This window comes from Roseicyclus salinarum, from assembly GCF_029624655.1.
GTDB lineage: Bacteria > Pseudomonadota > Alphaproteobacteria > Rhodobacterales > Rhodobacteraceae > Roseibacterium > Roseibacterium salinarum.
This window is the reverse complement of sequence record NZ_JARRSA010000013.1, coordinates 63,595-86,927: the sequence shown is the minus strand read 5'-3', so window position 1 is coordinate 86,927 and position 23,333 is coordinate 63,595. Positions and strand designations below refer to the sequence as shown.

The following is a 23,333-nucleotide window of genomic DNA, read 5'->3' as shown; positions in this document are numbered from 1 at the left end:
CGGTCCCGTTCCCTCCGCCACTATCAAAAAAACAAAATAAATTTAGGAGCTTGTGGGGTGCGCGCCGCTCGCCCCTCCCGCCTACCTGCCATCCTGATTGCACTTAATTGCAACATGTAGTCATTCTCCACCAATGCTTTAGCGAGAATGGAACGTGCGATATGCCAACGCAGGCCATCAAAGACATAGCGAGTGCAGTGCAGCGCCTCCAAAAACTCGGCGACGCGCTGAAGACAGTTGAGCAGCGCGAAGAACTCGTCGCTCTGAGGGAATTGCTGGTCAACGTGAGAAGCGATTTGCTCGGCAAAGATGAGGAGTTGCTTGCGCTGCAAGCCGAGCTTTCCGAACTTCGCAGACGCGTCGAGAAACAGCACAGCCTCGTCGAAGTGCAGGGCTTTAAGTATGAAGACGCCGGGGATGGCCGACCTATTGGCTTACCGTTCTGTCCGACATGCGAGGTGAAGGAAGACGGAAAACTTTACAGGCTAAAGCGTTTAAACGACGAACACTCGACCTGCCCTAACTGTGGTGTCGACTACAATGCTGCCGCCGAAGGGAGCGTTCACCGAAAAACGCCAATGCCCCCGTATCGACCAAGACGCAATGACGGATGGTAGCTAGCGGGGGCAAGAAGCCTCCGGCCCTATTTGCACTGCACGGGCCGCTGGCTCATGCATGGGTCGGCAGGGGCATCCTCAAGAGAGCGCCCGGCATCATCGGAGATGGCGTTCGCCCCCTTTTGAGAACGGGTATCTACCGGAGCAGTTCGCAGCAGGTAAATCGTTGGGAGTGGACATTCAGACCCGTCGCCTGAATGTCCACTCGACCTGCCTGGCAGTCCCTGCCGCAGCAGGGCAGAAACGTCCCGCGCGTCAGTCGTCCATGCAATAGTATTCGTAGGTGCCAGGTATGACGTTGCCGTTGGCATCCTCCAGCCAGGTTTCGATCCAGCCACCGTCACCGCAGGTGAGTTCAAGCTCTTCGTCCGTGATCGGGCCGCCCGCCGTGGTCGTGTTCCGTGTTCCTACGCGGCGGGTGTCTGCCATTGGCACACTGGGCGTCGCTTGCGATGCGCTGCTTCCACGGTCGTCGCCGCGCCCTGCGCGCCCTTCCTCGTCATCGCCGCCGCGCACTTCGGCGCCACCGCGGTCGCCGCCGCTCTGTTCATGCGTGGCGGCGCCACGCTCCTGCGCCAGGGCGGGCTGCGCCATTGCGATCGACAGTCCCAGCAGTCCCCACGTCATCATCCTGATTGCTTGCATTCAATTACATCCTTCCTTGATGGGCGCCACCATTGCGCCGGTTGTGAACGTGGGTCGGAGGACATCGCCGGTTCGTTCAAAAAAATTTGGAGGGCATGCATTGGGCATTGTCGGAGGAACTGGGCTTGAGGCGGGGCAGGGCGCCGACTTGCGTCCGCATGTGACCAAACGATCCCGTTCAAGGACATCAGGACGTCTGCTAGGATCGGCCCGCGCGGAGCACCGATCGCAATGCGTTCGGGGCCGTTGGACTGGCGTTGCCGCCGCCTCGACAGCGCTCGGCGTATCTTTCGCACAAGGCAATTGTGCAACTGGGCCAGGGCTGGCGTGAAACCGTCACAGGCGCGCCATCCCTCGTCACATGCCAGACGCATTTCGGTGGTAGCACGCCGAAATGGAGGTCTTGGGCCAACTACTCGGTGTCACTGTCATCGCCGTGGTCCTGGCCACTCTTGGCGGGGGGCTTGCCTTCTTGAACGCCTCCGCGGTTCGTCCACGGGGTGACCAAAGACGTTCGCTCCTTCCGCTCCTGCCCGTTGCCCTGCCTTCAGCGATCTGGGCAGGCTTCTCTGTCTACTTGATCGCGGAGATTTTGGCCGAACGCGGGGCCGCGAACCTCTGGCCTCTGACCATCGGGCTCATGACGTTCCTCTGGCTGTGCTGGATCGCCTTGGTGTGGCTGACGGCAGCACTGTTCCGAATGGTTTGGCGCCGCTGATCTCTGAAGACAGGAGACGCGCTGCTGAAGCGGCGGCAAGGATCCGCTGTCTGACGGTTGCCTCCAAGAAAATGGCCAGCCCGCGATCGTCTGGTCGCGGGCGCCGGCCAGGGTGGGGCCTGACGGGCGGTGAACGCCGCTGCGGGCTTCCAGTGAGACCATGGTGACGGCATTCACCTTGTCCACGCCCCAGGTGATGTCGTCGACGGTGCGCGTGAGGCGCACGCCGGGCGCGACATCGGCGAGCGCCAGACAGGCACCGTCGCTCGCGAGCATCTGGGAAAAGCCGTCGATCATTTTGGCGGGCACGCCGCCCGGTTCCTCATGGGACGACAGCACACCCGCGCGAGCGGGCTTCTCCGCCGGGCTAGCCGGCGGTCGCGGATGACCAGAATGGCCATGCGAACCATCGTGCCGGAAAAGGACAGCGCCGACCGGGAAGGCGAATGACGTCCGGTCGTTGGCGCGTCCCTTCCTGCAGCGTTCGCGCCCGTCGCGGAACGCGGCCATGACCCGCCCCAGGTGGATGGGGCGCGTCCTGGGGCGCGGTCTCCAAACCTCTCGTGTCCCCCTGACGGTGATTGTCCGACAGGCCGACGTCAGCTGCCCATCATGTCCTTGATGGCGCCTATGAACGCTGCGTCGTCCTTGACCTTTCGCTCGTCGAGCAAGTCATCGGCATCCTTTCCCGCACGAAAGCGGAGGCGGTTTCCGGTTTCGATGGCGGCCTGCCAGATCACCTCGGCGACGACCTCGGGGGGTGAGGGGTTGGCGGCCAGCTTGCCGAACAAGCGCCCCATGCCCTCGGCGGTCGGGGCATAGTCCGAAAGTGTCTCGTCCATCGCAAAGTCGAAGGAACGGCCTCCGAAATCCGTCCTGATCATGCCGGGCTCGACGATCCGCACCCGGATGCCGAGCGGCTCGAGTTCGTAGTGCAGCGCCTCGGACAGGCCTTCGACGGCGAACTTGGTGCCGTGGTAGAGCGTCCCGAGCGGAAACGTGATCTGCCCGCCGATGGACGAGATGTTCACGATGGTGCCCGCGCGGGTCGCCCGCATGTGCGGCAGCACCGCCTTCGTCACGTCCAGCAGCCCGATCACATTGGTGTCGAACTGGCGGCGGATGCGTTCGGTCGAGAAGGCCTCGAGCGGGCCGTAGGCGCCGTAGCCGGCGTTGTTCAGCAGCACGTCGATCCGGCCGAACCGCGACAGGCCGTCGGCCACCGCGGCGGCGATGGAGCCCGCATCGGTCACGTCGAGCCGGTTGACATGGACGTTGTCGAGCGCCGCGAGTTCGCCCGCGGCGGAGGGATCGCGCATCGTGGCGATGACGTTCCAGCCCTCGGACTGGAACCGCAGCGCCGTTGCCTTTCCGATGCCCGATGAGGCGCCGGTGATCAGGATGGTCTTCATGGGGCAGTTCCTCAGGCGTTCAGGTCGAGCATCCGCTCGATCCCGAAATTGGACAGGACATTGCGCGTCACGTCGTGGAGCACGTCGTTGTAGTGCTCGATCTGGGGGCCGACGCCGGTGTGATCGACGACCGTCCGGAAGGGTTTCCGCCCGAACGGCATCTCCAGCAGGGCGGCCACCGCCTCTGCGATCCGCTCGGGGCGCTGGTCGGGATTGGCGTCGAGCATCCGGGCAAGGCCCTCCGCCGAAATCGCGGGCACGCGCGCGAAATCTCCGTAGCCGGCTTCGCGGTCCGGGTCCTCCGGCGTGACCATGCCCTCGAAGAAGGCCGTCAGCATCGCGCCGGGCTCGATGATGCAGGACTCGATGCCGAAGCCGGACAACTCGGTGCGGTAGCATTCCACGATGGCTTCCAGCGCCCATTTGGACGCCGAATAGGTGCCGTAGAAAGGCGTGGCGATCCGGCCGATCAGGCTCGACGTGTACAGGACCGTGCCGCGTCCCTGCGCCCGCAGGTGGGGCAGGGCCGCGCGCATCACACGCTGAACGCCGGTCACGTTCACGTCGAAGACGCGGCCCATGTCCTCGGGCGACCTCAGTTCCTGGATGCCGTAGGATCCGATCCCGGCATTGTTGATCACCACGTCCAGACCGCCCAGCGCGGCGATGGCTTCGGACACGGTTGCCTTTGTGCCGTCGGTGTCCGTCACGTCCATCTCGACGATCCGCGCGCCCGCGGCCTCCAGCTCCGCCACCGCGCCGGCGCCACGCCCGTCGCGGCGGCGCACGCTGCCGGCGACTTCATGCCCGCGCTCCAGCAGCGCCAGCGCCGTAGGCTTGCCAAAGCCACCGGCAATACCCGTGATCAGGACCTTCGCCATGGTCGTTCTCCTCGTGCAAACGTCATTCGACCCTAGAGCGGCGACGGCGTTCATTCTTTCTCATTTGGCCGGAATTCTTGCCTGATCCTCCAAGGCTTGAAAATTTCGTGCAAGGGCGAGGAGTCCTCGTGCTAGACCGGGCGCAAGGAGAAAGCATGACCCGCTCAGCCCTTCTGGATCACGTAACGGCGTTGCTCGAACGAGAGGGACCGACGCAGGGCGCGCTTGCGCACGCCCCAAGCGGCCTGCATTTCCTGCGGTTCCCGGCCCCGACCTCGAAGGACGCGACCGTCTACCGCCCGCTTCTGTGCCTCGTGCTGCAAGGCGCCAAGGAGGTCGGCACGAGCACGAAGACCCTGCGCGTCGCCGACGGGCAATCGCTCGTCGTCAGCCACGCCCTGCCTGTCGTTTCGCGCGTCACCGAGGCCACGCCGGACCGTCCATACGTCGCGCTGGTCTTTCCGGTCGATCTGGATCTCCTGCGGGCGGTGGCCGCGGACGTGACGCCCGCCCGAGCCGCCAGCCGGCAAGACCCGTTCTCGATCTCGCTCTGCCAGACCGACCTGGAGATGGAGGGCGCGCTTCTGCGGTACCTCCGGCACTGCGATCACGACGAACCGCGCCGCCTGCTCGCTCCGATCACGGCGCGTGAAATCCATGCGCGGCTCCTGCTCGGTCCCCATGCCGAGCCGTTGCGCAAGCTGCTCTGGCACGAGACGACGGCCAGCCGCATCTTTCAGGTCACGAGAGAGATCCAGTCGGACCTCGCCCGTCCGCTCGTGGTCGCCGAACTCGCGGAGCGGGCGGGCATGAGCAGTTCCGCCTTCTTCGAGCACTTCAAGGCCGTCACGGGCACCTCGCCCCTGCAGTACCAGAAGGACCTGCGGCTTCTGCGCGCCCGCGATGCGTTGCGCAGCACAGGGCAAAAGGTCTCGAGGATCGCGTTCGGGGTCGGATACGAAAGCTCGGCCCAGTTCTCGCGGGAATACGCCCGCAAGTTCGGCTTTCCGCCCAGACAGGAGCGCGCCGCCCACGCTGCTGAGTAGCCGTCCGTCGTTCGCGACTGGAACCGGATGGCTGCGCGGGACCTGCCTGGGCCTCCTGAGTTGGAACAAGACGGAAGAGCGTCTTCGATCCGCGGCATGTCAGCGCCGTCGCGGCGCGCACGCCTCGCGCAGTTGCCGCCGGAACCGGCACCGTTCCGCATCCCGATTAATCGCACCTTAAGCACTATCGGCGAAGGCTTTCTCCCGGAACGCGGCGCTTGGGGCATGAGCCGGCGACGCAGGGGCATCGGGGCGATACCTTCATGAAGATACTCATTTCCATCGGCACCCGTCCGGAGGCGATCAAGCTTGCCCCGGTGATCGCCGCGATGAAGCCGCTGCCGGGCGTGGCCACGACCGTCTGCCTGACCGGGCAGCACCCAGACCTCGCGCGTTCGGCGCTGCGGGACTTCGGCATCGCCGAGGACCGGACGCTACCGGTGGCGGGCGGGCAGGGCACGCTCGCCGACCGGTTCGCGCATTTCCAGAGCGCGCTCGCATCGCTCCTGGCGAGCGAGCCGCACGACTGGATCGTCGTGCACGGCGATACGGCCTCGACCCTCGCGGGCGCGCTCGCGGCGTTCCACGCACGCGTGTCCGTCGCCCACGTTGAGGCCGGTCTTCGCACCGGCGACCTCGCGCAGCCCTGGCCCGAGGAGGGTTACCGCCAGATGACCGCCGTTGTGACGCGCGCGCATTTCGCGCCGACCCGGCGCGCGGCCGACAATCTCCTGGCCGAGGGCGTTCCCGCCGACAGGATCGAGATCACGGGCAACACCGTGGTGGATGCGCTGGTGCGCATGAGGGACCGGATGCTCGACGACGCGGAGGTGCGGGCCGACCTCGCGACATGGCTTCTCGCGCTCACGGGAGGGCGGCCGCATGTGCTCGTCACCGCCCACCGGCGCGAGAACCACGGCGCGCCGATGCGCAGGATCACGGCGGCGGTCGCCGATCTTGCGGGGCGGTTCCCGTCACGGACGTTCGTCGTGCCCGTCCATCCGCATCCCGAGGTGCGCAAGGCGATGCGGGCGGCCCTTTCGGGCCTGCCAAACGTCGAGCTTACGGGCCCGCTCGGCTACCGCGAGTTCCTCTACGCGATGATGAACGCCGATCTCGTCCTGAGCGACTCGGGCGGCGTCCAGGAAGAGGCCGCGACCTTCGGCGTGCCCCTTCTGGTGCTGCGCAACACCTCCGAGCGGCCCGAGGCGGTTGAGGCAGGGATGGCCGAACTCGTCGGCACCGACCGCGGCCTGATCGTGGCGCGCGCGACGCACGCGCTCGCGCGGGGCCGGGACGGGACCGGCGCGGCGCGGGGCGGCAATCCCTTTGGCGACGGCAACGCGGCGCGCCGGATCGCCGACCATTTCGCGCGACTGGCCGGTCACGGCCGGCCTGTGGGCAAATCTGCACCAGTGGTCCCGTTTGGCCGCCGGGCGCCCGCCGTCGCGCTTGACCTGGAGGGGAGGCGCGGTCAATTGAAAGGATAAAATGCGCAAGGCTTTTCGCCGGCGTTACAATGACATGATCGGAGTAGCAGTCGTCATGAGCATCAGACACGTTCCGGCAGCAGCCCTGTTCCTCGGCGTTTGCGCCGGCGCGGCAGCCGCGCAGGACAGCAGCCTTCAACTGACCTTCGGCCATCTCGACGTGGACAGCGGGCTTTCGGATCGTGACTACGCCAGCGCCTTCCTGCGCCACGGCGTGAGCTCCGGCACGGAGCTTCTGTTCGAGGTCGCGACGCAGTCCCGCGAGGAGGACGCTTCGTTCCTGTCCTTCGGCGCCGCGGTCGATATCGGCGGCGGGTCCTCGGTAAGCGTGTCGCTGGGCGGATCGGACTCCGACCTCGGGATCTATCCCGAATGGACGGTGGCGCTCGGCTACGAATTCGTCACGCCGCCCGCCACGGGTCTGGTCTACCGGGCGGGCCTTTCCTATGCGGATTACGCAAACGGCACGGAGTCCACGACGCTGAGCGGCGAGGCGGTGAAGTTCTTCCCGGCCTTCGCCGACGGCAGTTTCCTCGTGGGGCAGGTGGGCGGAAGCCTCGTCTCCTCCGAGCCCGGCTCCGAGACGGGGTGGTCCGCGACCGCCGCCGTGACCTACGTTCAGCCCGGCAGCTGGTCCGTGGGCCTGTCCGCCAGCACCGGCACGATCGGCTACGAGCCCTTCAACGCGTCGCCGGTGGAGAACGATTTCGTCGCCCTGCGCCCTTTCGTGAGCTTCAACGCCTCCGAGGCCACCGAGATCATCGTGAGCGCCGAATATGTCGACACCGAAACCTTCGACATCTCGGGTGTGGCGCTTGGCCTCAAGCTCGACTTCTGACGACATGACGATGCCGTGATCGTCGTCGAACTGGTCCTCGTCGCGACGTTCCTGCTGGTCGCGCTGGTCATGGTGCGGCAACTCGTGCTGACCATTGCGTTCTGGTTCACCACGCCGCGGCCGCCCGTGGACTGGGTCGAGGAGGACGCGCCGAGGGTCGCGATCCTGATCCCGGCGCACAACGAGGAACGCGTGATCGACGGCTGTCTCGAGGCGATGCGCCGGATCGACTACCCCGCCGACCGGACGCGGATCGTCGTGATCAACGACCGCTCGCGCGACGCCACCGGCGCGATCGCCGAGCGCCACGCCGCAGAGGACGCCCGGATCGAGGTGATCCACCGCACCGACGACATGCAGCCCGGCAAGCCGGCCGCGCTTGCAGGAACGATCGCGGCACTGTCCGACACCTGCGACGCCTTCATCTTCTTCGACGCCGACTACGTCCCGTCCCCACGCCTCGTCCGGCACCTCGTCGCGCCGTTCCGCGATCCCGCCGTCGGGGCGACGATGGGACGTGTCGTGCCCTACAACACCGACGCCAACCTGCTGACCAAGCTCATCGACCTCGAGCGGCGCGGGGGCTATGTCATCGACCAGGAGATGCGGCACAGGCTCGGCTTCTTGCCGCAGTTCGGCGGCACCTGCGGGGCCGTTCGCGCCTCGTCCCTGGCGGCCGTGGGGGGATGGAACACCACCGTTCTGGCCGAGGACACCGATCTGACCTACCGGCTGTTCATCGCGGGGTACCGGGTGGAATACCTGCTCGGGGCCGCCTGCTACGAGGAAAGCCCCGAGGACTGGCGCGTCCGCTTCCGGCAGGTCCGACGCTGGGCCTACGGGCACAACGACTGCCTGTTCCGCTACTTCCTGCCGGTGTTGCGCGCCTCGCATCATTCGATCTGGGCGCGCCTCGATGCGGCGGTGGTCCTTCTTTTCTACATCGTGCCGGTGCTTTCGCTGGTGTCGCTCGTGATCCTCATCCTGTCGCCCGCCCTTGGCGTGATCAGCGCCGCACCGCTCGTGGCGGTCGTGTCCTTCTTCGGCTATTCCGCCATCGGCAACTTCGCCCCCTATTTCCAGATCGCGGGCGGCTGCGTGCATGACCGCCAGACCGTTGCCATCCGCTCCATGCCGCTGATTTTCCTGTCATCCTTCATCAGCATGTTCGCGTCGTGCTCGGGCGTGATGAACCTTCTTCGCGACCGGGTCTCGGGGCTCGCGCCGCACTGGGACAAGACGTCGAGGTTCCGCAAGGGTGGCTCGCTTCCGATCGGCAGCGATGACGGCTGAGCATCTCGTCTTCGTCGCGTTCTTCGCAGGCGTGTCGGCCTGCTTCGCCTTACTGCGCAGGCACGCCATGTCGGTGTCGAGCGTCCTCGACATCGAGGGCCGGGACCGTCGGGCGGTGCGGTGCTCGGGGCGGGCGGTTGCGCGCGCACTGGTCCTGGCCGCGCTTCTGCCGGCCGTGGTCGCGCTGTCCGCCGTGGTCGCGGGCGAGGCGTTCGTTCCGCTTTTCGCCGCGGCCGGGATCGCGGTGCCGGTGGCCTTCACGCCCGGCGGCGTCGCGGTCTGGGCTGGCGCGATCCCCGACGATCCGTCCCTGCCGCCTGTCTTCGCGGCCTTGTGCCTCGCGCTGACGGGGGGCCTTGCGGCGGCACTCCGCAACAGCGCGGCCTTTGTGTTCCTCGCGTTCCACGCGGTGCTGGCGGCGCTGTGCCTGATCGTGGACCTCGTTTTTGGCGCGACGGTGCCTGACCGCGCGTCGGTCACGTCATGGGTGCTGAACACCGCCTTCTTCCTCGTGATGGCCAGCCAGTTCTTCTTCGCGTTCCTTACCGGCGGGACGTTCCGCCAGTGGATGGCGAGCCTGTTCTCCGCGGTGCTGTCGGGATCGGCCTTCGCTCTCGGCGCGAGCGTTCTGGCCATGCTGGCGGGCGTGGTGGACGGCACGTCCTACATGCTGATGGTCTACCTCGTGCTGGCCTACGGCATCGTGGCGGCTCATGTCGCCGCGCTGTCGCTGTCGCTGGGAACGCGCGCGGCCTGAGCGCGCGAAACCCCCGTCGCGGCACCCGATCCTTCCCGCTCCTGCCCGGTTTGCGGGCAATTGTCCCTGCGCGCGCCGCATTTTTCCACTGCGGCAAGCGCGGGGCGGACCCCGCCGCGATGGGTTTTGACACGACCGCAGGGGCGCGAGCATCGTCGGGATGCGCAGAGCATTTAGGGTTCCGCCCGGCCCGAAAGGTCCGGGGCCTGGTCCGAGAAATGCAGCCGGTCCGGCAAAATCCGGGGCGGTACACGGCGGGCCAAAATCCCGGGAGAGCACTGCGACACCAGTTCGGCCGCTCCCCTGACGCTTCCTTTTCCGGTCGGACGTTTCACAAGATCCGCACGGAGGGACAGAACATGACCAGACTTGCACTCGCCGCCACCACGGCCCTGGGGCTTGCCCTCGTGCCGGTTACCGCCAGCGCCCAGGAGCGCGACACGTTCCGGGTGGCTTGGTCGATCTACGTCGGCTGGATGCCGTGGGGCTATCTCGAAGAAAGCGGCATCATGGACGCCTGGGCCGAGCGCTATGGCATCGACGTCGAGATCGTGCAGATCAACGATTACGTGGAGTCGCTCAACCTCTACACCGCGGGCGAGTTCGACGGCGTGTCGGCGACCAACATGGATACGCTCTCCATCCCGGCGGGGTCGGGCGTGGACACCACGGCGCTGATCGTGGGCGACTTCTCGAACGGCAACGACGCCGTGATCCTGAAGGGCGAGGGATCGCTGGAGGATCTCGCGGGGATGCCGGTGAACCTCGTGGAGCTTTCGGTGTCGCACTACCTGCTCGCGCGCGGCCTCGACACTGTGGGGCTGGCCGAGCGTGACCTTGCCGGCGTCGTGAACACCTCGGACGCCGACATGATCGCGGCCTTCCAGACCGACGACGTGCAGGCCGTCGTGACGTGGAACCCGCTCGTGTCCACCATCGCGGAAGACCCGCAGGCCAACATCCTCTTCACCTCCGCCGACATCCCGGGCGAGATCATCGACATGATGGTCGTCAATACCGAGGTGCTTGCCGCCAATCCCGATTTCGGCCGCGCGCTTGTCGGGGCGTGGTACGAGCTGATGGCGATCATGTCCTCCGACACCGACGAGGGGATCGCCGCGCGCACCGCCATGGCCGAGGCGTCGGGCACGGACCTTGCTGGCTACGACGCGCAGCTCGCCTCGACCGAGATGTTCTGGGACCCCGCCGACGCCGTCGCCTTCGTGGAGAGCGCCGAGTTGCCCGAGACGATGGTGAACGTGGCCGAGTTCCTGTTCGAACGCGGGATCCTCGGCGAGGGCGCCCCGAGCGCGGATTTCGTCGGCATCGAATATCCCGGCGGCGTCACGACCGGCGATCAGGGCAACGTCAGGCTCCGCTTCGATCCTTCCTTCATGCAGATGGCCGCAGACGGCAGCCTCTGAGCCGTCGCGGGGGCGGGCGGGGCGATGCGCGTCATCAACCGCAAGGCGGGGCCGGCCAGCCGCGTGGCGCTGGCCTCGCTGCCCTTCGTGCTGGTCGCGCTGGCCTACGCGGCCGCCTCGGCGGCGCGGCTGGCCGAGAACCCGCAGGACCGCGTCCTGCCTTCGTTCGCCACGCTGGCCGAGACCGGGCTGCGCCTGATGACCGAGGCGGACCGCCGGTCCGGCCAGATCCTCCTTTGGAGCGACACGGCCTCGAGCCTCGGCCTTCTGTTCGCCGGGGTGGGGATCGCCGCGCTGATCGGGCTGTGCTTCGGCCTCGCGATCGGCCTGGTGCCGCTGGTTCGGACGACGTTGCAGGGCTTCGTCGCGGTGATTTCCATGATCCCGCCGCTGGCCATCCTTCCGATCCTGTTCATCACGCTCGGCGTCGGCGACGCGGCGAAGGTCGCGCTGATCGCCATCGGTATCACGCCCTTCCTGATCCGCGATCTCTCGGCGCGCACGGCCGAACTGCCGCAGGAGCAACTGGTCAAGGCGCAGACGCTCGGGGCCTCGTCGCTCGCCATTGCGCTCGCCGTCGCACTGCCGCAGATCATGCCGCGCCTGATCTCGGCAGTGCGCCTGTCGCTGGGGCCGGCGTGGCTGTTCCTGATCGCGGCCGAGGCCGTGGCCTCCGACAGCGGGCTCGGGTACCGCATCTTCCTTGTGCGCCGCTTCCTCGCGATGGACGTGATCCTGAACTACGTCGCGTGGATCACGTTCCTCGCCTTCGTCTTCGACTGGGCGCTGGGGCGTCTTTCGCGCCTTCTCTACCCTTGGGCCGAGGCGCGCGCATGAGCTTCGTCACCGTTGCCGACATCTTCCAGACCTATGGCAGGCGCCCGATCCTCGAGCGGGTGAACCTGAGCGCGCGCGAGGGCGAATTCGTCTCGATCGTGGGCGCGTCGGGCTGCGGCAAGTCCACGTTCCTGCGCCTTCTGCTGGACCAGGAGCGGCCGACGCGCGGCGAGATCCTCGTGGACGGCAAGCCCCTGAAGGGCGAGCCCGACCGCAGCCGGGGCATCGTCTTCCAGCGCTACTCGGTCTTCCCGCACCTGAGCGTGCGCGACAACATCGTGGCCGCCGAGGGCCTGTCGCGGCCGTTCGGGCGGCTGTTCGGCAAGGCGAAGCGGGCCGCGCGCGCGCGCGCCGACGCGGCGCTGGAACGTATCGGCCTGTCGCATGTCGCGGCCCAGTATCCCGCCGCCCTGTCGGGGGGCATGCAGCAGCGCCTCGCCATCGCGCAGGCTCTGGCGGCAAGGCCGCGCATCCTGCTTCTCGACGAGCCCTTCGGCGCGCTCGATCCCGGCACGCGCGAGCAGATGCACGGCTTCCTGCAGGATCTTCGCGCCGAGACCGCGATGACGGTATTCATGGTCACGCACGACCTGCCCGAGGCCTTCAAGCTCGGCGACCGCGTGATCGTTTTCGACAAGATCCGGTGGGACCCGCACGACCCAGCCGCCTTCGGCGCGACGATCACCTACGACTTCGATGCCCGCAACGGCGGCATCCCCTACCAACTGGAAGAGGACGCACATGGATTACCTCAGACCGCGGCGCAGCCGGTCGCATAGCCCGGCCGACGCGCCGCCGCGTGACAGGCGCGCCCATCATCCCGATCTCACGAAGCTGCAGGGCTGGAGGTCCATGAAGGCGGAGGCCGACATTCCCGAAGGCCGCTGGGACGAAGAGCGTCGCTGGGCGCTGCGCATGGGCCTGACCGGGGCGGAGTCGATCGAGGACAAGTCCATCCCGACCTTCGCGCGCGGCGAGCTTCCGCATTACGCGGGGATCAACACCTTCCTCAAGGCGCCCTACGCCGAGGACGTGACGGAGGTCGGCCATTACGACGCCACGGTGCTCGGCATCCCCTTCGACGGCGGAACCACCTACCGTCCCGGCACCCGCTTCGGGCCGCAGGGGCTGCGCAAGATCAGCGCGCTCTACACGCCCTACAACTACGAGCTGGCGGTCGATCTCCGCGAGCAGATGACGCTGTGCGACGCGGGCGACGTCTTCACGATCCCCGCGAATCTCGAAAAGAGCTTCGACCAGATCAGCCGCGCCGTCAGCCATGTCTTCTCCTCCGGCAGCTTCCCGGTGATGATCGGGGGCGACCATTCCATCGGCTTCCCCTGCGTGCGCGGCATCGCCGAGTGCACGTCGAAGAAGATCGGTATCGTGCATTTCGACCGCCACGCCGACATCCAGGAGAAGGATCTAGATGAACGCATGCACACAACACCCTGGTTTCACTCGACGAACCTCCCGAACGTTCCGGCGAGGAACCTCGTGCAGGTCGGCATCGGCGGCTGGCAGGTTCCGCGCGAGGCGGTGAAGGTCGCGCGCGAACGAGAGACCAACATCATCACCATGTCCGACATGGAGCGGATGGGCGTCGACAAGACCGCGGAGATGGCGCTGGAAATGGCGTGGGACGGCGCGGACATGGTCTACATGTCCTTCGACATCGACTCGATCGATTGCGGCTTCGTCCCCGGCACCGGCTGGCCCGAGCCCGGCGGCTTCCTGCCCCGCGAGGCGCTGGCGCTCGCGTCGAAGGTAGCGGCCGAGGGGCTGTGCGGCATGGAACTGGTCGAGGTCTCGCCGCCCTACGACACGTCCGACATCACGGCGCTGATGGGCACGCGCGTGATCGTGGACGTGCTTGGCGCGATGGTGTCGGCCGGCAAGCTGGGGGCGCACAAGCGCCATATCGACAAGCCCGTCACCATCCCGCACGGCGAGTTCGAAGGAAGGCGCTGGTCCAATGCCACATGATCACCCGCATCATCACCACCATCACAATCACCATAGCGCCGACCACCTCCATTCGCATCTCGCGCCCGAGGACGAGGCGGCCGAGCTGCAGGTTCTGACGGCGCAGTTCATCGACGGTTTCGTCAAGGCCGCCGACAAGGCCGCCTATCTCAGGCTCGCGGGCGTGCCCCTCGAACGGCCGGGGAAGGCGGGCCCGGCCGAGCTGAAGCTCGTCGACGTGGAACTCAGGACCGAATGGCAGGTGGGCACCGCCTCGCCTTCCTTCGGCACGCGCAAGCTTGGCTACATGCCGTTCCCGGGCGAGATGATCCGCGAGCGCACGAACATGTCGCTCGTCTACGTCTCGATGGACGAGAAGCGTCTGGTCGACATCCGCGACTTCCTCGCCGAGCGCGAGCGGCGCTGACCCGGCGCCTCGGGCGAGGACGAGTGCGTGAGCGCCGCCGCCTGCATCGGCAGGAAGGTCGAATTGTACCTATTTGTTCGGAGTGACCCGCCGGCCGCCTTAAATCAACAAGAAAATAGATGCTTGCGAGGCGCTCTTAACCTGGCGTGTGGGTGGGCTTCGGGCATGGCGAACTTCGTCTTCACGCAATCTTCAGGCTCTCGCGCCAGCGTTCAGCCCATCCCGATCAGGGACAGGTTCAGCTCGCAAAGAAGGGTCTTTCCATGCGCATGTACATCTTCGCCGTCATGGCGGCGCTCGCCGGCACGCCGGCTTTCGCCGACGAGTTCCAACCGGTCCTCGAGGCATTCCTCGACGCCGAAATCCGAAGCTGGAGCCAGTCAGGCGAGATCGTCTCGGCCATCCGCGCGCAAAACGCCGAAAACGCGAACATGAACCAGGACGACATTCTTCAGCTGGACGGCGCGTTGCGCTCCGAGATCGGTATGGCCGTGACGCCGACCATCGACCCGGTGCTCGGTCATGCGGCATCGGATTTCCTGCGCGCCCGCGTCGGCGCCTCGAACGGGCGCATCACCGAGGTCTTCATCATGGATGCGCACGGGCTGAACGTGGCGTCCTCTGGACTGACCTCGGACATGTGGCAGGGCGACGAGGCCAAGTTCACGGAAACCTTCGCGGCGGGCGCGGGCGCCGTACATTTCAGCGAGGTCCAACTCGACGAATCGACGCAGCGCTACCAGGCGCAGATCTCGGTCACGATCGTGGATCCCGATACCGGCGAGCCCATCGGGGCCATGACCGTGGGCGTCGACGCCGAAGCGCTTCTGTGAACCGCTGAACCCCGAAATCCTTCAGGAACGGACGTCATCCATGGCTATCGACCGCCTCAGCTTCGCCAATTCGTCGGTCTTCGTGAAGTGCATCGTGCTGATCGTGGGCGCGACGCTTCTGGTCGCCTCCGTGCTGTCGGCCCTCAGCATCCGCACCGTGAACGGCGCGATCGACGATGGCATCCGGACGCTCGGCGACGCGATCACCTCGTCGGCCGCGACTGCGAACGGCGCGGCGCTGCGGTTCGGGAACGCCGAGGCGGTGCAGGCGTCCCTGCAGACTACCGTGGTCGACTCCGATGCCGCGCTTATGGCCGTGGCCGTAAACGGGCAGGGCGAAGCGGTGACGAACGCGGGCGACGGCGCTCCTCGCGACGCTGAAACCCTCCGCGAACTTGCGCGGCGGGCCGTTTTGGAAGCTGCGCCGCAGGTCTCCGCGGACGGGATGTCGATTGCCTACCCCAGTTTCGTAGGCGGGGCGGGCGACGGCGTGGCCGGCGCCGTCGCGATCCTGTGGACGCCCGATGAAAGCCGCGCCAACGCGCGGACCAAGCAGATGCTGAACCTCGCCGTCTCGGGCCTTGTCCTGTTTCTGCTGGTCTTCGGCGCGTCCGTCCTGCTCAAGATGCTCGTGTCGCGGCCAATCACCGTCCTCGCCGAGGAGATCGCGACTCTGCGCAGCGGACGCTACGACGCCGAGATGCCGTTCGCCGACCGTGGTGACGAGATCGGCACCATCGCGCGCAACCTCGCCGAGTTGCAGCACCAGCTGGCCGAGGCGGCGCGGGCCACCGAGGATCGGGCGCGCATCGAGCGCACCCAGAAATCGGTGGTGGAGGAATTGACCGTGGGCCTCCAGACCGTCGCCAACGGCGACCTCACGCGGCGGATCGAGGTTGAATTCGCGCCGGAATACGAGACGCTCCGCCGGAACTTCAACGAGACGGTCGACACGATCGTCCGCGTGATCGAGCAGATCGCCCGCAATGCCGAAACCATCCGCCTGAGTGCGGACGGTATCGCCCAAAGCTCCGACGAGCTTTCCAAGCGCACCGAGAACCAGGCCGCCTCGCTTGAGGAGACAGCGGCGGCCCTCGACATGATCACGACCAACGTCGAGAACTCGGCCGGAAGCGCCAGGAACGTCGAGCGGATCGTCGTCGACGCGAAGTCGCGCGCCCAGCAGTCCAGCAGCGTCGTGCAGAAGACGGTCGACGCCATGGCGCAGATCGAGGAATCGTCGCGCCAGATCTCGAGAATCTCCACCGTGATCGACGAAATCGCGTTCCAGACGAACCTGCTGGCGCTCAACGCCGGCGTCGAAGCCGCACGCGCGGGCGATGCCGGGCGGGGATTTTCGGTCGTGGCCAACGAGGTGCGCGCTTTGGCGCAGCGCTCCTCGGATGCCGCCAACGAGATCAAGACGCTTATCGGATTGAGTTCGGGCTATGTCGAGCGCGGTGTGGAACTCGTGGGGAGCGCCGGCAACGAGCTCAACGAGATCACGCAAAGTGTCTCGACGATCTCGACCCATGTCGAGGGGATCAGCAAATCCGCCGGTGAACAATCGGCGAGCCTGGCCGAGGTCAATTCCGGTGTCGCGCAACTCGACCGCGTGACGCAGCAGAATGCGGCGATGGTAAGCCAGGCGAACGAATCCAGCCAGACCCTCAAGAACGAGGCCAAGGCGATGGCTGAAATCATTTCGGTCTTCAAGCTGCCGGGCCGGCAGGATTTTCCAGAAGCCGAGGGGCTTCCGAGGCTGGCCGGATAGACGAAACGCAGGGGGGACTTGTGGCCTTGCTCGTATCCGGCCCGGGCTGCGGAGACAAATCCAGAAGGGTTGACCACAGAGGTCGCGTGCCGGGTTTCGCGCGTCGAGGTCCATCTGCCTCGGTCATGCTCCCATGATCGATCTGCAGGCGTGACCTTCCGGGATCGAGTTTCCGGGCTCGTCCTGCCGAAGTCGACGCGCCCGATCTTGCGACCGGTTTTCCCAGCCACGCCCTGCCTGCGATCGCGCGCCCGCCAAGGACTGCCACCCAAGCCCGGTCGGCCCAGTCCGGTTCGTTCGGACCGGCTGCGTCCTGAAGCGCGGTCCCGCCGTCCAGATCCCGACATTCCGGTATGCGCCCAAGCGGCTTCGTTCAGTATCGGGCGCGTTCTGCATCACCCAGGCCAGGCATCGCTCTGGTTCGGAAAGGATCGCGCCCGACCTGGCCGCCTGCCAGAGCGGCGGGCCCTCGTTGCCACCGTCATGACCGCCCGCCAGGCAAGCGCGCGACCGTGGCGACCGGCTCCAGGCTCGGGCTGGTCCTGCCTTCGACGTTCCGCCGACGTGACCGGTGCAGCGACGCTGGGGGGGAACACGCGTACACCACACCACATGGCCGATCCCGGGCGTGGCGACTGAAAAATGGCGACGGGGCAGGGGTTTGCAACCAGCGATCCGGTTTCGAACTGCGCGTGGCAAACAAGCGGACGGCCCCCTCTTGCCAACGCGCATTTGAGCACGTCGACTATGGACGCCCTTCGTGTGCCCGTCAGACGCGTGTGCCCGCCAGACGCGTGTGCCCGCCAGACGCCCTCCCTCATCGAGCGCCCTTTGCCGCCGACGCGTGCCGGCTTTGTAACCAACCGGCACACGTGTCCGCCCGGCGGGTGGCGTCCAACTGACGCCCGCCGAACACGTGCCAACCGAAATGACCGTTGCGACGCGCATTCCCAGCGCTCGGCGGTGTGGCTGCGCGTCCTCATCTCTTGCTCTTCCGACACGCCCCGATCGCGCCGGTCAGTCGCGGCCCGTTCGGGACGCCGGACAAGACGGTCTGACACGACAATCGACACGACAATCTGACACGGGCCGCCAGCGCGGCTGCTTCACGAGAAATCCAGATGGCCACGCGTCATGTCGGCAGCCGACATGCCCGATCGTGATGTCCCCCCAACGCCGGCGGCTCGCATCGCGCCCATTCGACGCGCGCGCCCGTCATGGGGCCAGCCGAGGCGCCCGATCGGCATGTTCCAATCCGACGCAATCGAATGAAGTGCTGACGCCGTTCCAAATTGCCCATGCCCGAAACGGGCCTGCGCTCGCCTGAAGTCGGACCGAGTGGGCTTTCGACCCGTCCATCCGTCAGGACCCGAAGGCCGAATTCTGTCTGGGAGGCCGCCCCGTCCGGCGGCGCGGGCCTGCGATGAAGCGTTGCACCGACTCGCGAAATCGACTTTATTCGACCAATCGGTCGGGAATAGTGGGAGGCCGGATTTGCCCGAGGCCCTGATCATCGACGCGGTGCGCACGCCAATCGGCCGCTATGGCGGCGCGCTGTCCGCTGTCCGGACGGATGACCTCGCCGCGATTCCGATCCGTGCGCTCGTCGCGCGCAACCCGTCGCTCGACGTCTCCCGGATCGACGAGGTCGTGCTCGGCGACGCCAACCAGGCTGGCGAGGACAACCGCAACGTCGCGCGAATGGCCACGCTTCTGGCCGGGCTTCCGGTCGAGGTCCCGGCGATCACGCTCAACCGGCTCTGCGCCTCGGGCATGGACGCCGCAGGCTTCGCCGCCCGCGCCATAAGGGCCGGCGATTTCGACCTCGCCATCGCCGGCGGCGTCGAGAGCATGAGCCGTGCGCCCTTCGTCATGCCGAAGGCCGAGGCCGCGTTCTCTCGTGCCGCCGAGGTGCACGACACGACCATCGGCTGGCGGTTCGTCAATCCGGCGCTGAAGGCGGCATTTGGCACGCATTCCATGCCCGAGACCGCCGACATCGTCGCCGCGGAACACGGCATATCGCGCGAGGACCAGGACGGCTTCGCGCTGCGCAGCCAGGAGCGGTGGGCCCGCGCCGAGGCCACGGGCATCTTCGCCGAGGAAATCGTCCCGGTCGAGATCCCGCGGCGAAAGGGTCCGCCGATTGTGGTCGCGACGGACGAACACCCCCGGCCGGACACCACGGCAGAGGGCCTTGCCCGGTTGCGCGGGATCAACGGGCCGGACCTGAGCGTGACGGCGGGCAATGCCTCGGGGGTCAATGACGGGGCGGCGGCCATGCTGATCGCAAGCCGCGAGGCGGCCGGGGCGCATGGCCTCGCGCCGATCGCGCGCATCGTCGGCATGGCCTCGGCCGGGGTCGCGCCGCGCGTCATGGGGATCGGTCCGGTGGAGGCCACGCGCAAGCTTCTTGCGCGCACGGGCGTCGGCCTTGGCGAGATCGACGTCATCGAACTGAACGAGGCCTTCGCGGCACAGGCGCTTGCGACACTGCGCGCGCTGGGGATCGCCGACGACGCGCCGCATGTGAACCCCAACGGAGGTGCGATCGCGATGGGCCATCCGCTCGGCATGTCGGGGGCGCGACTGGTCATGGCCGCGGCCCGGCAGCTCCAGCGGACGGGGGGGCGATACGCGCTCTGCACGATGTGCGTGGGCGTGGGCCAGGGCACGGCAATGCTGATCGAGCGGGTCTGACATCAAGGGAGACAGGGGCGATGTATGCACAGATGGTTCAATCGACCGGCAAGGGCCTGAAGCCGCGCGAGGCGATGACCGAGGAAGAGCGCCGCTTCCAGGACCGGATCGACGCGGACGAGAAGATCGAGCCGAATGACTGGATGCCCGAGGGCTATCGTCGGACGCTGATCCGGCAGATCGGCCAGCACGCCCATTCCGAGATCGTGGGCCAGCTGCCCGAGGGCAACTGGATCACCCGCGCGCCCACGCTGGAGCGCAAGGCGATCCTGCTGGCCAAGGTGCAGGACGAGGCGGGTCATGGCCTCTACCTTTACTGCGCGGCCGAGACGCTGGGCGTGTCCCGCGACGAACTGACGGAGGATTTGTTAAGCGGGCGAATGAAATACAGCTCGATCTTCAATTATCCGACGCTGACCTGGGCGGACATGGGTGCGGTCGGCTGGCTGGTGGATGGAGCGGCCATCATGAACCAGGTGCCGCTGCAGCGCACGTCCTACGGACCCTATTCGAGGGCGATGATCCGCATCTGCAAAGAAGAGAGCTTTCACCAGCGGCAGGGCTTCGACATCATGATGAAGATGGCGCGAGGCACGCCCGCGCAGAAGCGCATGGCGCAGGATGCGCTCGACCGCTTCTGGTATCCCTCGCTGATGATGTTCGGCCCGTCGGACGCGGACAGCGTGCATTCCGCGCAGTCGATGGCGTGGAAGATCAAGATCAACACGAACGACGAGCTGCGCCAGAAGTTCGTCGACCAGACCGTGCCACAGGCCGAGTTCCTGGGCCTGACCGTTCCCGACCCGGACCTGAAGTGGAATGCGGAGCGGGGGCATTACGACTTCACAGAACCCGACTGGTCGGAGTTCTTCGCCGTGATCGCGGGCGGCGGGCCCTGCAACGCCGAGCGCATGGCCGCCCGGAGCAAGGCCTGGGACGACGGCGCGTGGGTCCGTGACGGCCTGATGGAACATGCGCGCAAGAAGGCGGCGCGCAAGGTCGCGGCGGAATGAAGCCCGCCGCGCCGCAACGGGAGACGCACCGATGAGCAGCACCGAATGGCCCCTGTGGGAAGTCTTCATCCGCGGCCAGCACGGCATCAGTCACCGCCACGTCGGATCGCTCCATGCGCCCGACGAGGACACGGCGATCCGCAACGCGCGCGACGTCTACACGCGCCGGAACGAGGGCGTGTCGATCTGGGTGGTCGAAGCGCGCCACATCGCGGCCTCCTCGCCCTCGGCGAAGGGCCCGCTCTACGAGCCGTCGCGCTCGAAGGTCTACCGCCACCCCAGCTTCTTCGACATCCCCGACGAGGCGGGGCACATGTGATGGCCAGAGACGACCACGCCGCCGCGCTTTTCCAGTTCCTGCTTCGGATGGGGGACAACACGCTGATCCTCGGGCATCGCGTCAGCGAGTGGTGCGGCCATGCTCCGGTGCTGGAGGAGGATATCGCGCTGGCCAACACGGCGCTCGACCTCATCGGGCAGACGCAGATGTGGCTCGGCCTCGCCGGACAGGTCGAGGGGCAGGGGCGCAGCGCCGACGACCTGGCATTCCACCGCGACGTCATGGATTTCCGAAACCTGCTGCTGGTCGAGCAGCCGAACGGCGATTTCGGCCGCACGATGCTGCGCCAGTTCCTGTTCGACGCGTGGCATGTCCCGATGCTGGAGGCCCTGGGCGCCAGTTCGGACGCGCGCGTTGCCGCCATCGCGGACAAGTCCGCGAAGGAGGCGGCATACCATCTCGAGCGTTCGGCCGAGACTGTGATCGGCCTCGGTGACGGCACCGCGGAAAGCCATGACCGGATGCAGGCCGCGCTCGACTGGCTTTGGCCCTATGCGGGCGAGGCTTTCGCGGGGGACGGCGTGGATGCGGCGGTGGCCGCGGCCGGGATCGCACCCGCCCCCGAGGCCCTGCGCGCACCGTTCATGGCGAAGATCGAGGCGGTGCTGGCCGAGGCGACGCTGTCGCTGCCCGAGGACCGCTTCACGCAGTTCGGAGGTCGGAGCGGGGTTCGCCACAGCGAGCACCTCGGCCACCTTCTGACCCAGATGCAATGGCTTCAGCGCGCCTATCCGGGGGCCACATGGTAGCCCCGCGACCCACGCCCGAGCGCGTCCGCGGCTGGCTCGAGGCCGTGCCCGACCCCGAGATCCCGGTGATCTCGGTGGTGGATCTGGGCATCGTGCGCGACATCGGTTGGGACGGCGAGACGCTGGTGGTCGCGGTCACGCCGACCTATTCGGGCTGCCCTGCCACCTCGGTCATCGCGATGGAGATCGAGACGGCGCTGCGTGCGCGTGGCATCGAGCGCCTCAGGCTCGAGACGCGCATCGCGCCGCCCTGGACGACCGACTGGATGAGCGAGAAGGGCCGCGAGAAGCTTCTGGACTACGGCATCGCTCCGCCGAGGGCCGCGGGAGGCCCCGACAGCTGCCCCCGCTGCGGCGCCGCCGACCTCGAGAGGGTCAGCCGGTTCGGCTCCACGCCGTGCAAGGCGCAGTGGCGCTGCCGCGACTGCCTCGAACCCTTCGAGTATTTCAAGTGCATCTGAGAGGCCGCCCTTGCCGCGTTTCCACGAGCTGACCGTCACGGCCATCGAACGCACCATCCGCGATGCGGTGGTCGTCACCCTGCGTCCGCCCGAGGGTGCCGATTTCACGTTCCGGCCCGGTCAGTACCTGACATTCCGGCGCGACTTCGACGGGCAGGAGATCCGGCGCACCTACTCGATCTGTTCCGGCCTCGACGACGGCCTCCTTCAGGTCGGCATCAAGCGCGTCGAGGGCGGCGCGTTCTCGACCTTCGCCAACGCGGATCTGCGCGTGGGCGACACGCTGCAGGCGATGCCGCCAATGGGCCGGTTCACGGTGGACATCGACCCCGCGGCGGCACATCGCTATCTCGCCTTCGCGGGCGGGTCCGGGATCACTCCGCTTCTGTCGCTGACGCGCAGCATCCTCGCGCGCGAGCCGGAAAGCCGCGTGACCCTCGTCTACGCGAACCGGTCGATCGCCTCGATCATGTTCCGCGAGGAGATCGAGGACCTCAAGAACCTGCACATGGGGCGGCTTCGGGTCATCCACGTCCTCGAACACGACGCGCAGGACATCGAGCTGTTCACGGGCCGCGTCACCGAGGAGAAATGCGCCGGGCTTTTCGCCTCGTGGATCGACGTGGGCGACGTCGACATGGCGCTGATCTGCGGCCCCGAGCCGATGATGCAGGGGGTCGCGCGCGCGCTCGAGGCGCATGGCCTCGACCGTGACCGCATCCGGTTCGAGCTGTTCTCCTCGGCCGCGCAGCAGGGGCGGCTGCCGCGCCCGGTGCCGACAAGTGCGGCGGCTTCGGCGGGGGGCGGCACGCTCCTGCACCTGACGCTCGACGGCGCGACGCGCGAGATCGTGATCCCGCCGGGCATGACCGTGCTGGAGGCCGCGCTCGCGCAGGACATAGAGGTGCCGTATTCGTGCCGCGCCGGCGTGTGCTCCACCTGCCGCTGCCGCGTGACGGAGGGCGAGGTGGAAATGGCGGCGAACCACGCGCTGGAGGATTACGAGGTGGCGCGCGGCTACGCGTTGTCGTGCCAGTCCTTTCCGCTGGGCGGCAGGCTGGCGGTCGATTACGACCAGTGACGCGCCCTTGGCGCTGGGGGGCGGCAAAACGG

The 23,333-nt window shown here is 67.2% G+C and carries 23 protein-coding genes and 1 riboswitch; of the genes, 18 read left to right on the top strand and 5 right to left on the bottom strand.

Annotated features, from left to right (window positions below; translation table 11 throughout):
* Nucleotides 1-23: 23 nt before the first annotated feature.
* The 5 genes from P6F26_RS10805 to P6F26_RS10785 form a co-directional block, all read right to left on the bottom strand.
* Nucleotides 24-374, bottom strand: a complete 351-nt coding sequence (locus tag P6F26_RS10805; RefSeq protein WP_278028696.1) for a hypothetical protein — start codon at nt 372-374, stop codon at nt 24-26.
* Nucleotides 375-872: 498 nt separating this feature from the next.
* Nucleotides 873-1,262, bottom strand: coding sequence for a hypothetical protein (locus tag P6F26_RS10800; protein WP_278028695.1), 390 nt, complete (start codon nt 1,260-1,262; stop codon nt 873-875).
* A gap of 547 nt (nt 1,263-1,809) precedes the next feature.
* A complete protein-coding gene (locus tag P6F26_RS10795; RefSeq protein WP_278028694.1) occupies nt 1,810-2,490 on the bottom strand; it encodes a hypothetical protein in 681 nt (226 codons plus the stop codon).
* An 89-nt stretch (nt 2,491-2,579) separates the two neighbouring features.
* A complete protein-coding gene (locus P6F26_RS10790) occupies nt 2,580-3,392 on the bottom strand; it encodes an SDR family oxidoreductase (protein ID WP_278028693.1) in 813 nt (270 codons plus the stop codon).
* An 11-nt stretch (nt 3,393-3,403) separates the two neighbouring features.
* Entirely contained in the window at nt 3,404-4,273 is an 870-nt protein-coding gene (locus P6F26_RS10785; RefSeq protein WP_278028692.1) for an SDR family NAD(P)-dependent oxidoreductase, read from the bottom strand.
* 155 nt (nt 4,274-4,428) lie between these two features.
* Between P6F26_RS10785 and P6F26_RS10780 the strand changes: the two genes are divergently transcribed.
* From P6F26_RS10780 to P6F26_RS10695, 18 genes are all read left to right on the top strand, one after another.
* Nucleotides 4,429-5,319, top strand: a complete 891-nt coding sequence (locus P6F26_RS10780) for an AraC family transcriptional regulator (protein WP_278028691.1) — start codon at nt 4,429-4,431, stop codon at nt 5,317-5,319.
* Between the two features lie 263 nt (nt 5,320-5,582).
* A complete protein-coding gene (gene wecB, locus P6F26_RS10775; protein ID WP_278028690.1) occupies nt 5,583-6,809 on the top strand; it encodes a non-hydrolyzing UDP-N-acetylglucosamine 2-epimerase in 1,227 nt (408 codons plus the stop codon).
* A gap of 55 nt (nt 6,810-6,864) precedes the next feature.
* Nucleotides 6,865-7,647: a YaiO family outer membrane beta-barrel protein gene (locus tag P6F26_RS10770; protein WP_278028689.1), complete on the top strand. Its 783-nt coding sequence runs from the start codon at nt 6,865-6,867 to the stop codon at nt 7,645-7,647.
* A 15-nt stretch (nt 7,648-7,662) separates the two neighbouring features.
* Nucleotides 7,663-8,940 (top strand): glycosyltransferase family 2 protein, encoded by a 1,278-nt coding sequence (locus P6F26_RS10765; protein WP_278028688.1) that lies wholly within the window; start codon nt 7,663-7,665, stop codon nt 8,938-8,940.
* The gene (locus P6F26_RS10760; protein ID WP_278028687.1) at nt 8,930-9,697 is read left to right on the top strand and encodes a hypothetical protein; all 768 of its coding nucleotides are present in this window, start codon (nt 8,930-8,932) and stop codon (nt 9,695-9,697) included. Before P6F26_RS10765 ends, P6F26_RS10760 begins: the two co-directional genes overlap by 11 nt.
* 162 nt (nt 9,698-9,859) lie before the next feature.
* A riboswitch (guanidine-I (ykkC/yxkD leader) is annotated at nt 9,860-9,973 on the top strand.
* 83 nt (nt 9,974-10,056) lie between these two features.
* Entirely contained in the window at nt 10,057-11,121 is a 1,065-nt protein-coding gene (locus P6F26_RS10755; protein ID WP_278028686.1) for a putative urea ABC transporter substrate-binding protein, read from the top strand.
* A gap of 24 nt (nt 11,122-11,145) precedes the next feature.
* On the top strand, nt 11,146-11,958 hold the full coding sequence (locus P6F26_RS10750; RefSeq protein ID WP_278028685.1) for an ABC transporter permease: 813 nt from the start codon (nt 11,146-11,148) through the stop codon (nt 11,956-11,958).
* Nucleotides 11,955-12,737, top strand: a complete 783-nt coding sequence (locus P6F26_RS10745; RefSeq protein ID WP_278028684.1) for an ABC transporter ATP-binding protein — start codon at nt 11,955-11,957, stop codon at nt 12,735-12,737. Before P6F26_RS10750 ends, P6F26_RS10745 begins: the two co-directional genes overlap by 4 nt.
* Nucleotides 12,700-13,944: an agmatinase family protein gene (locus P6F26_RS10740; RefSeq protein ID WP_278028683.1), complete on the top strand. Its 1,245-nt coding sequence runs from the start codon at nt 12,700-12,702 to the stop codon at nt 13,942-13,944. The genes P6F26_RS10745 and P6F26_RS10740 overlap by 38 nt, the downstream gene beginning before the upstream one ends.
* Nucleotides 13,934-14,350 (top strand): hypothetical protein, encoded by a 417-nt coding sequence (locus tag P6F26_RS10735; RefSeq protein WP_278028682.1) that lies wholly within the window; start codon nt 13,934-13,936, stop codon nt 14,348-14,350. Before P6F26_RS10740 ends, P6F26_RS10735 begins: the two co-directional genes overlap by 11 nt.
* A gap of 263 nt (nt 14,351-14,613) precedes the next feature.
* Nucleotides 14,614-15,183, top strand: a complete 570-nt coding sequence (locus P6F26_RS10730; RefSeq protein ID WP_347403042.1) for a PDC sensor domain-containing protein — start codon at nt 14,614-14,616, stop codon at nt 15,181-15,183.
* A 40-nt stretch (nt 15,184-15,223) separates the two neighbouring features.
* Nucleotides 15,224-16,957, top strand: coding sequence for a methyl-accepting chemotaxis protein (locus P6F26_RS10725; protein WP_278028681.1), 1,734 nt, complete (start codon nt 15,224-15,226; stop codon nt 16,955-16,957).
* 1,494 nt (nt 16,958-18,451) lie between these two features.
* Nucleotides 18,452-19,657, top strand: a complete 1,206-nt coding sequence (pcaF, locus tag P6F26_RS10720) for a 3-oxoadipyl-CoA thiolase (RefSeq protein ID WP_278028680.1) — start codon at nt 18,452-18,454, stop codon at nt 19,655-19,657.
* 20 nt (nt 19,658-19,677) lie between these two features.
* Nucleotides 19,678-20,670, top strand: coding sequence for a 1,2-phenylacetyl-CoA epoxidase subunit PaaA (paaA, locus tag P6F26_RS10715; protein WP_278028679.1), 993 nt, complete (start codon nt 19,678-19,680; stop codon nt 20,668-20,670).
* Nucleotides 20,671-20,701: 31 nt separating this feature from the next.
* Nucleotides 20,702-20,989, top strand: a complete 288-nt coding sequence (paaB, locus tag P6F26_RS10710) for a 1,2-phenylacetyl-CoA epoxidase subunit PaaB (protein ID WP_278028678.1) — start codon at nt 20,702-20,704, stop codon at nt 20,987-20,989.
* Complete coding sequence (gene paaC / locus P6F26_RS10705; RefSeq protein WP_278028677.1) at nt 20,989-21,759, top strand: 1,2-phenylacetyl-CoA epoxidase subunit PaaC; 771 nt, start codon at nt 20,989-20,991, stop codon at nt 21,757-21,759. Before paaB ends, paaC begins: the two co-directional genes overlap by 1 nt.
* Nucleotides 21,753-22,220 carry a 1,2-phenylacetyl-CoA epoxidase subunit PaaD gene (paaD, locus tag P6F26_RS10700; RefSeq protein WP_278028676.1) on the top strand — a complete coding sequence of 156 codons (468 nt, stop codon included), beginning with the start codon at nt 21,753-21,755 and terminating at the stop codon, nt 22,218-22,220. The genes paaC and paaD overlap by 7 nt, the downstream gene beginning before the upstream one ends.
* 10 nt (nt 22,221-22,230) lie before the next feature.
* On the top strand, nt 22,231-23,301 hold the full coding sequence (locus tag P6F26_RS10695) for a 2Fe-2S iron-sulfur cluster-binding protein (RefSeq protein WP_278028675.1): 1,071 nt from the start codon (nt 22,231-22,233) through the stop codon (nt 23,299-23,301).
* Nucleotides 23,302-23,333 lie beyond the last annotated feature (32 nt).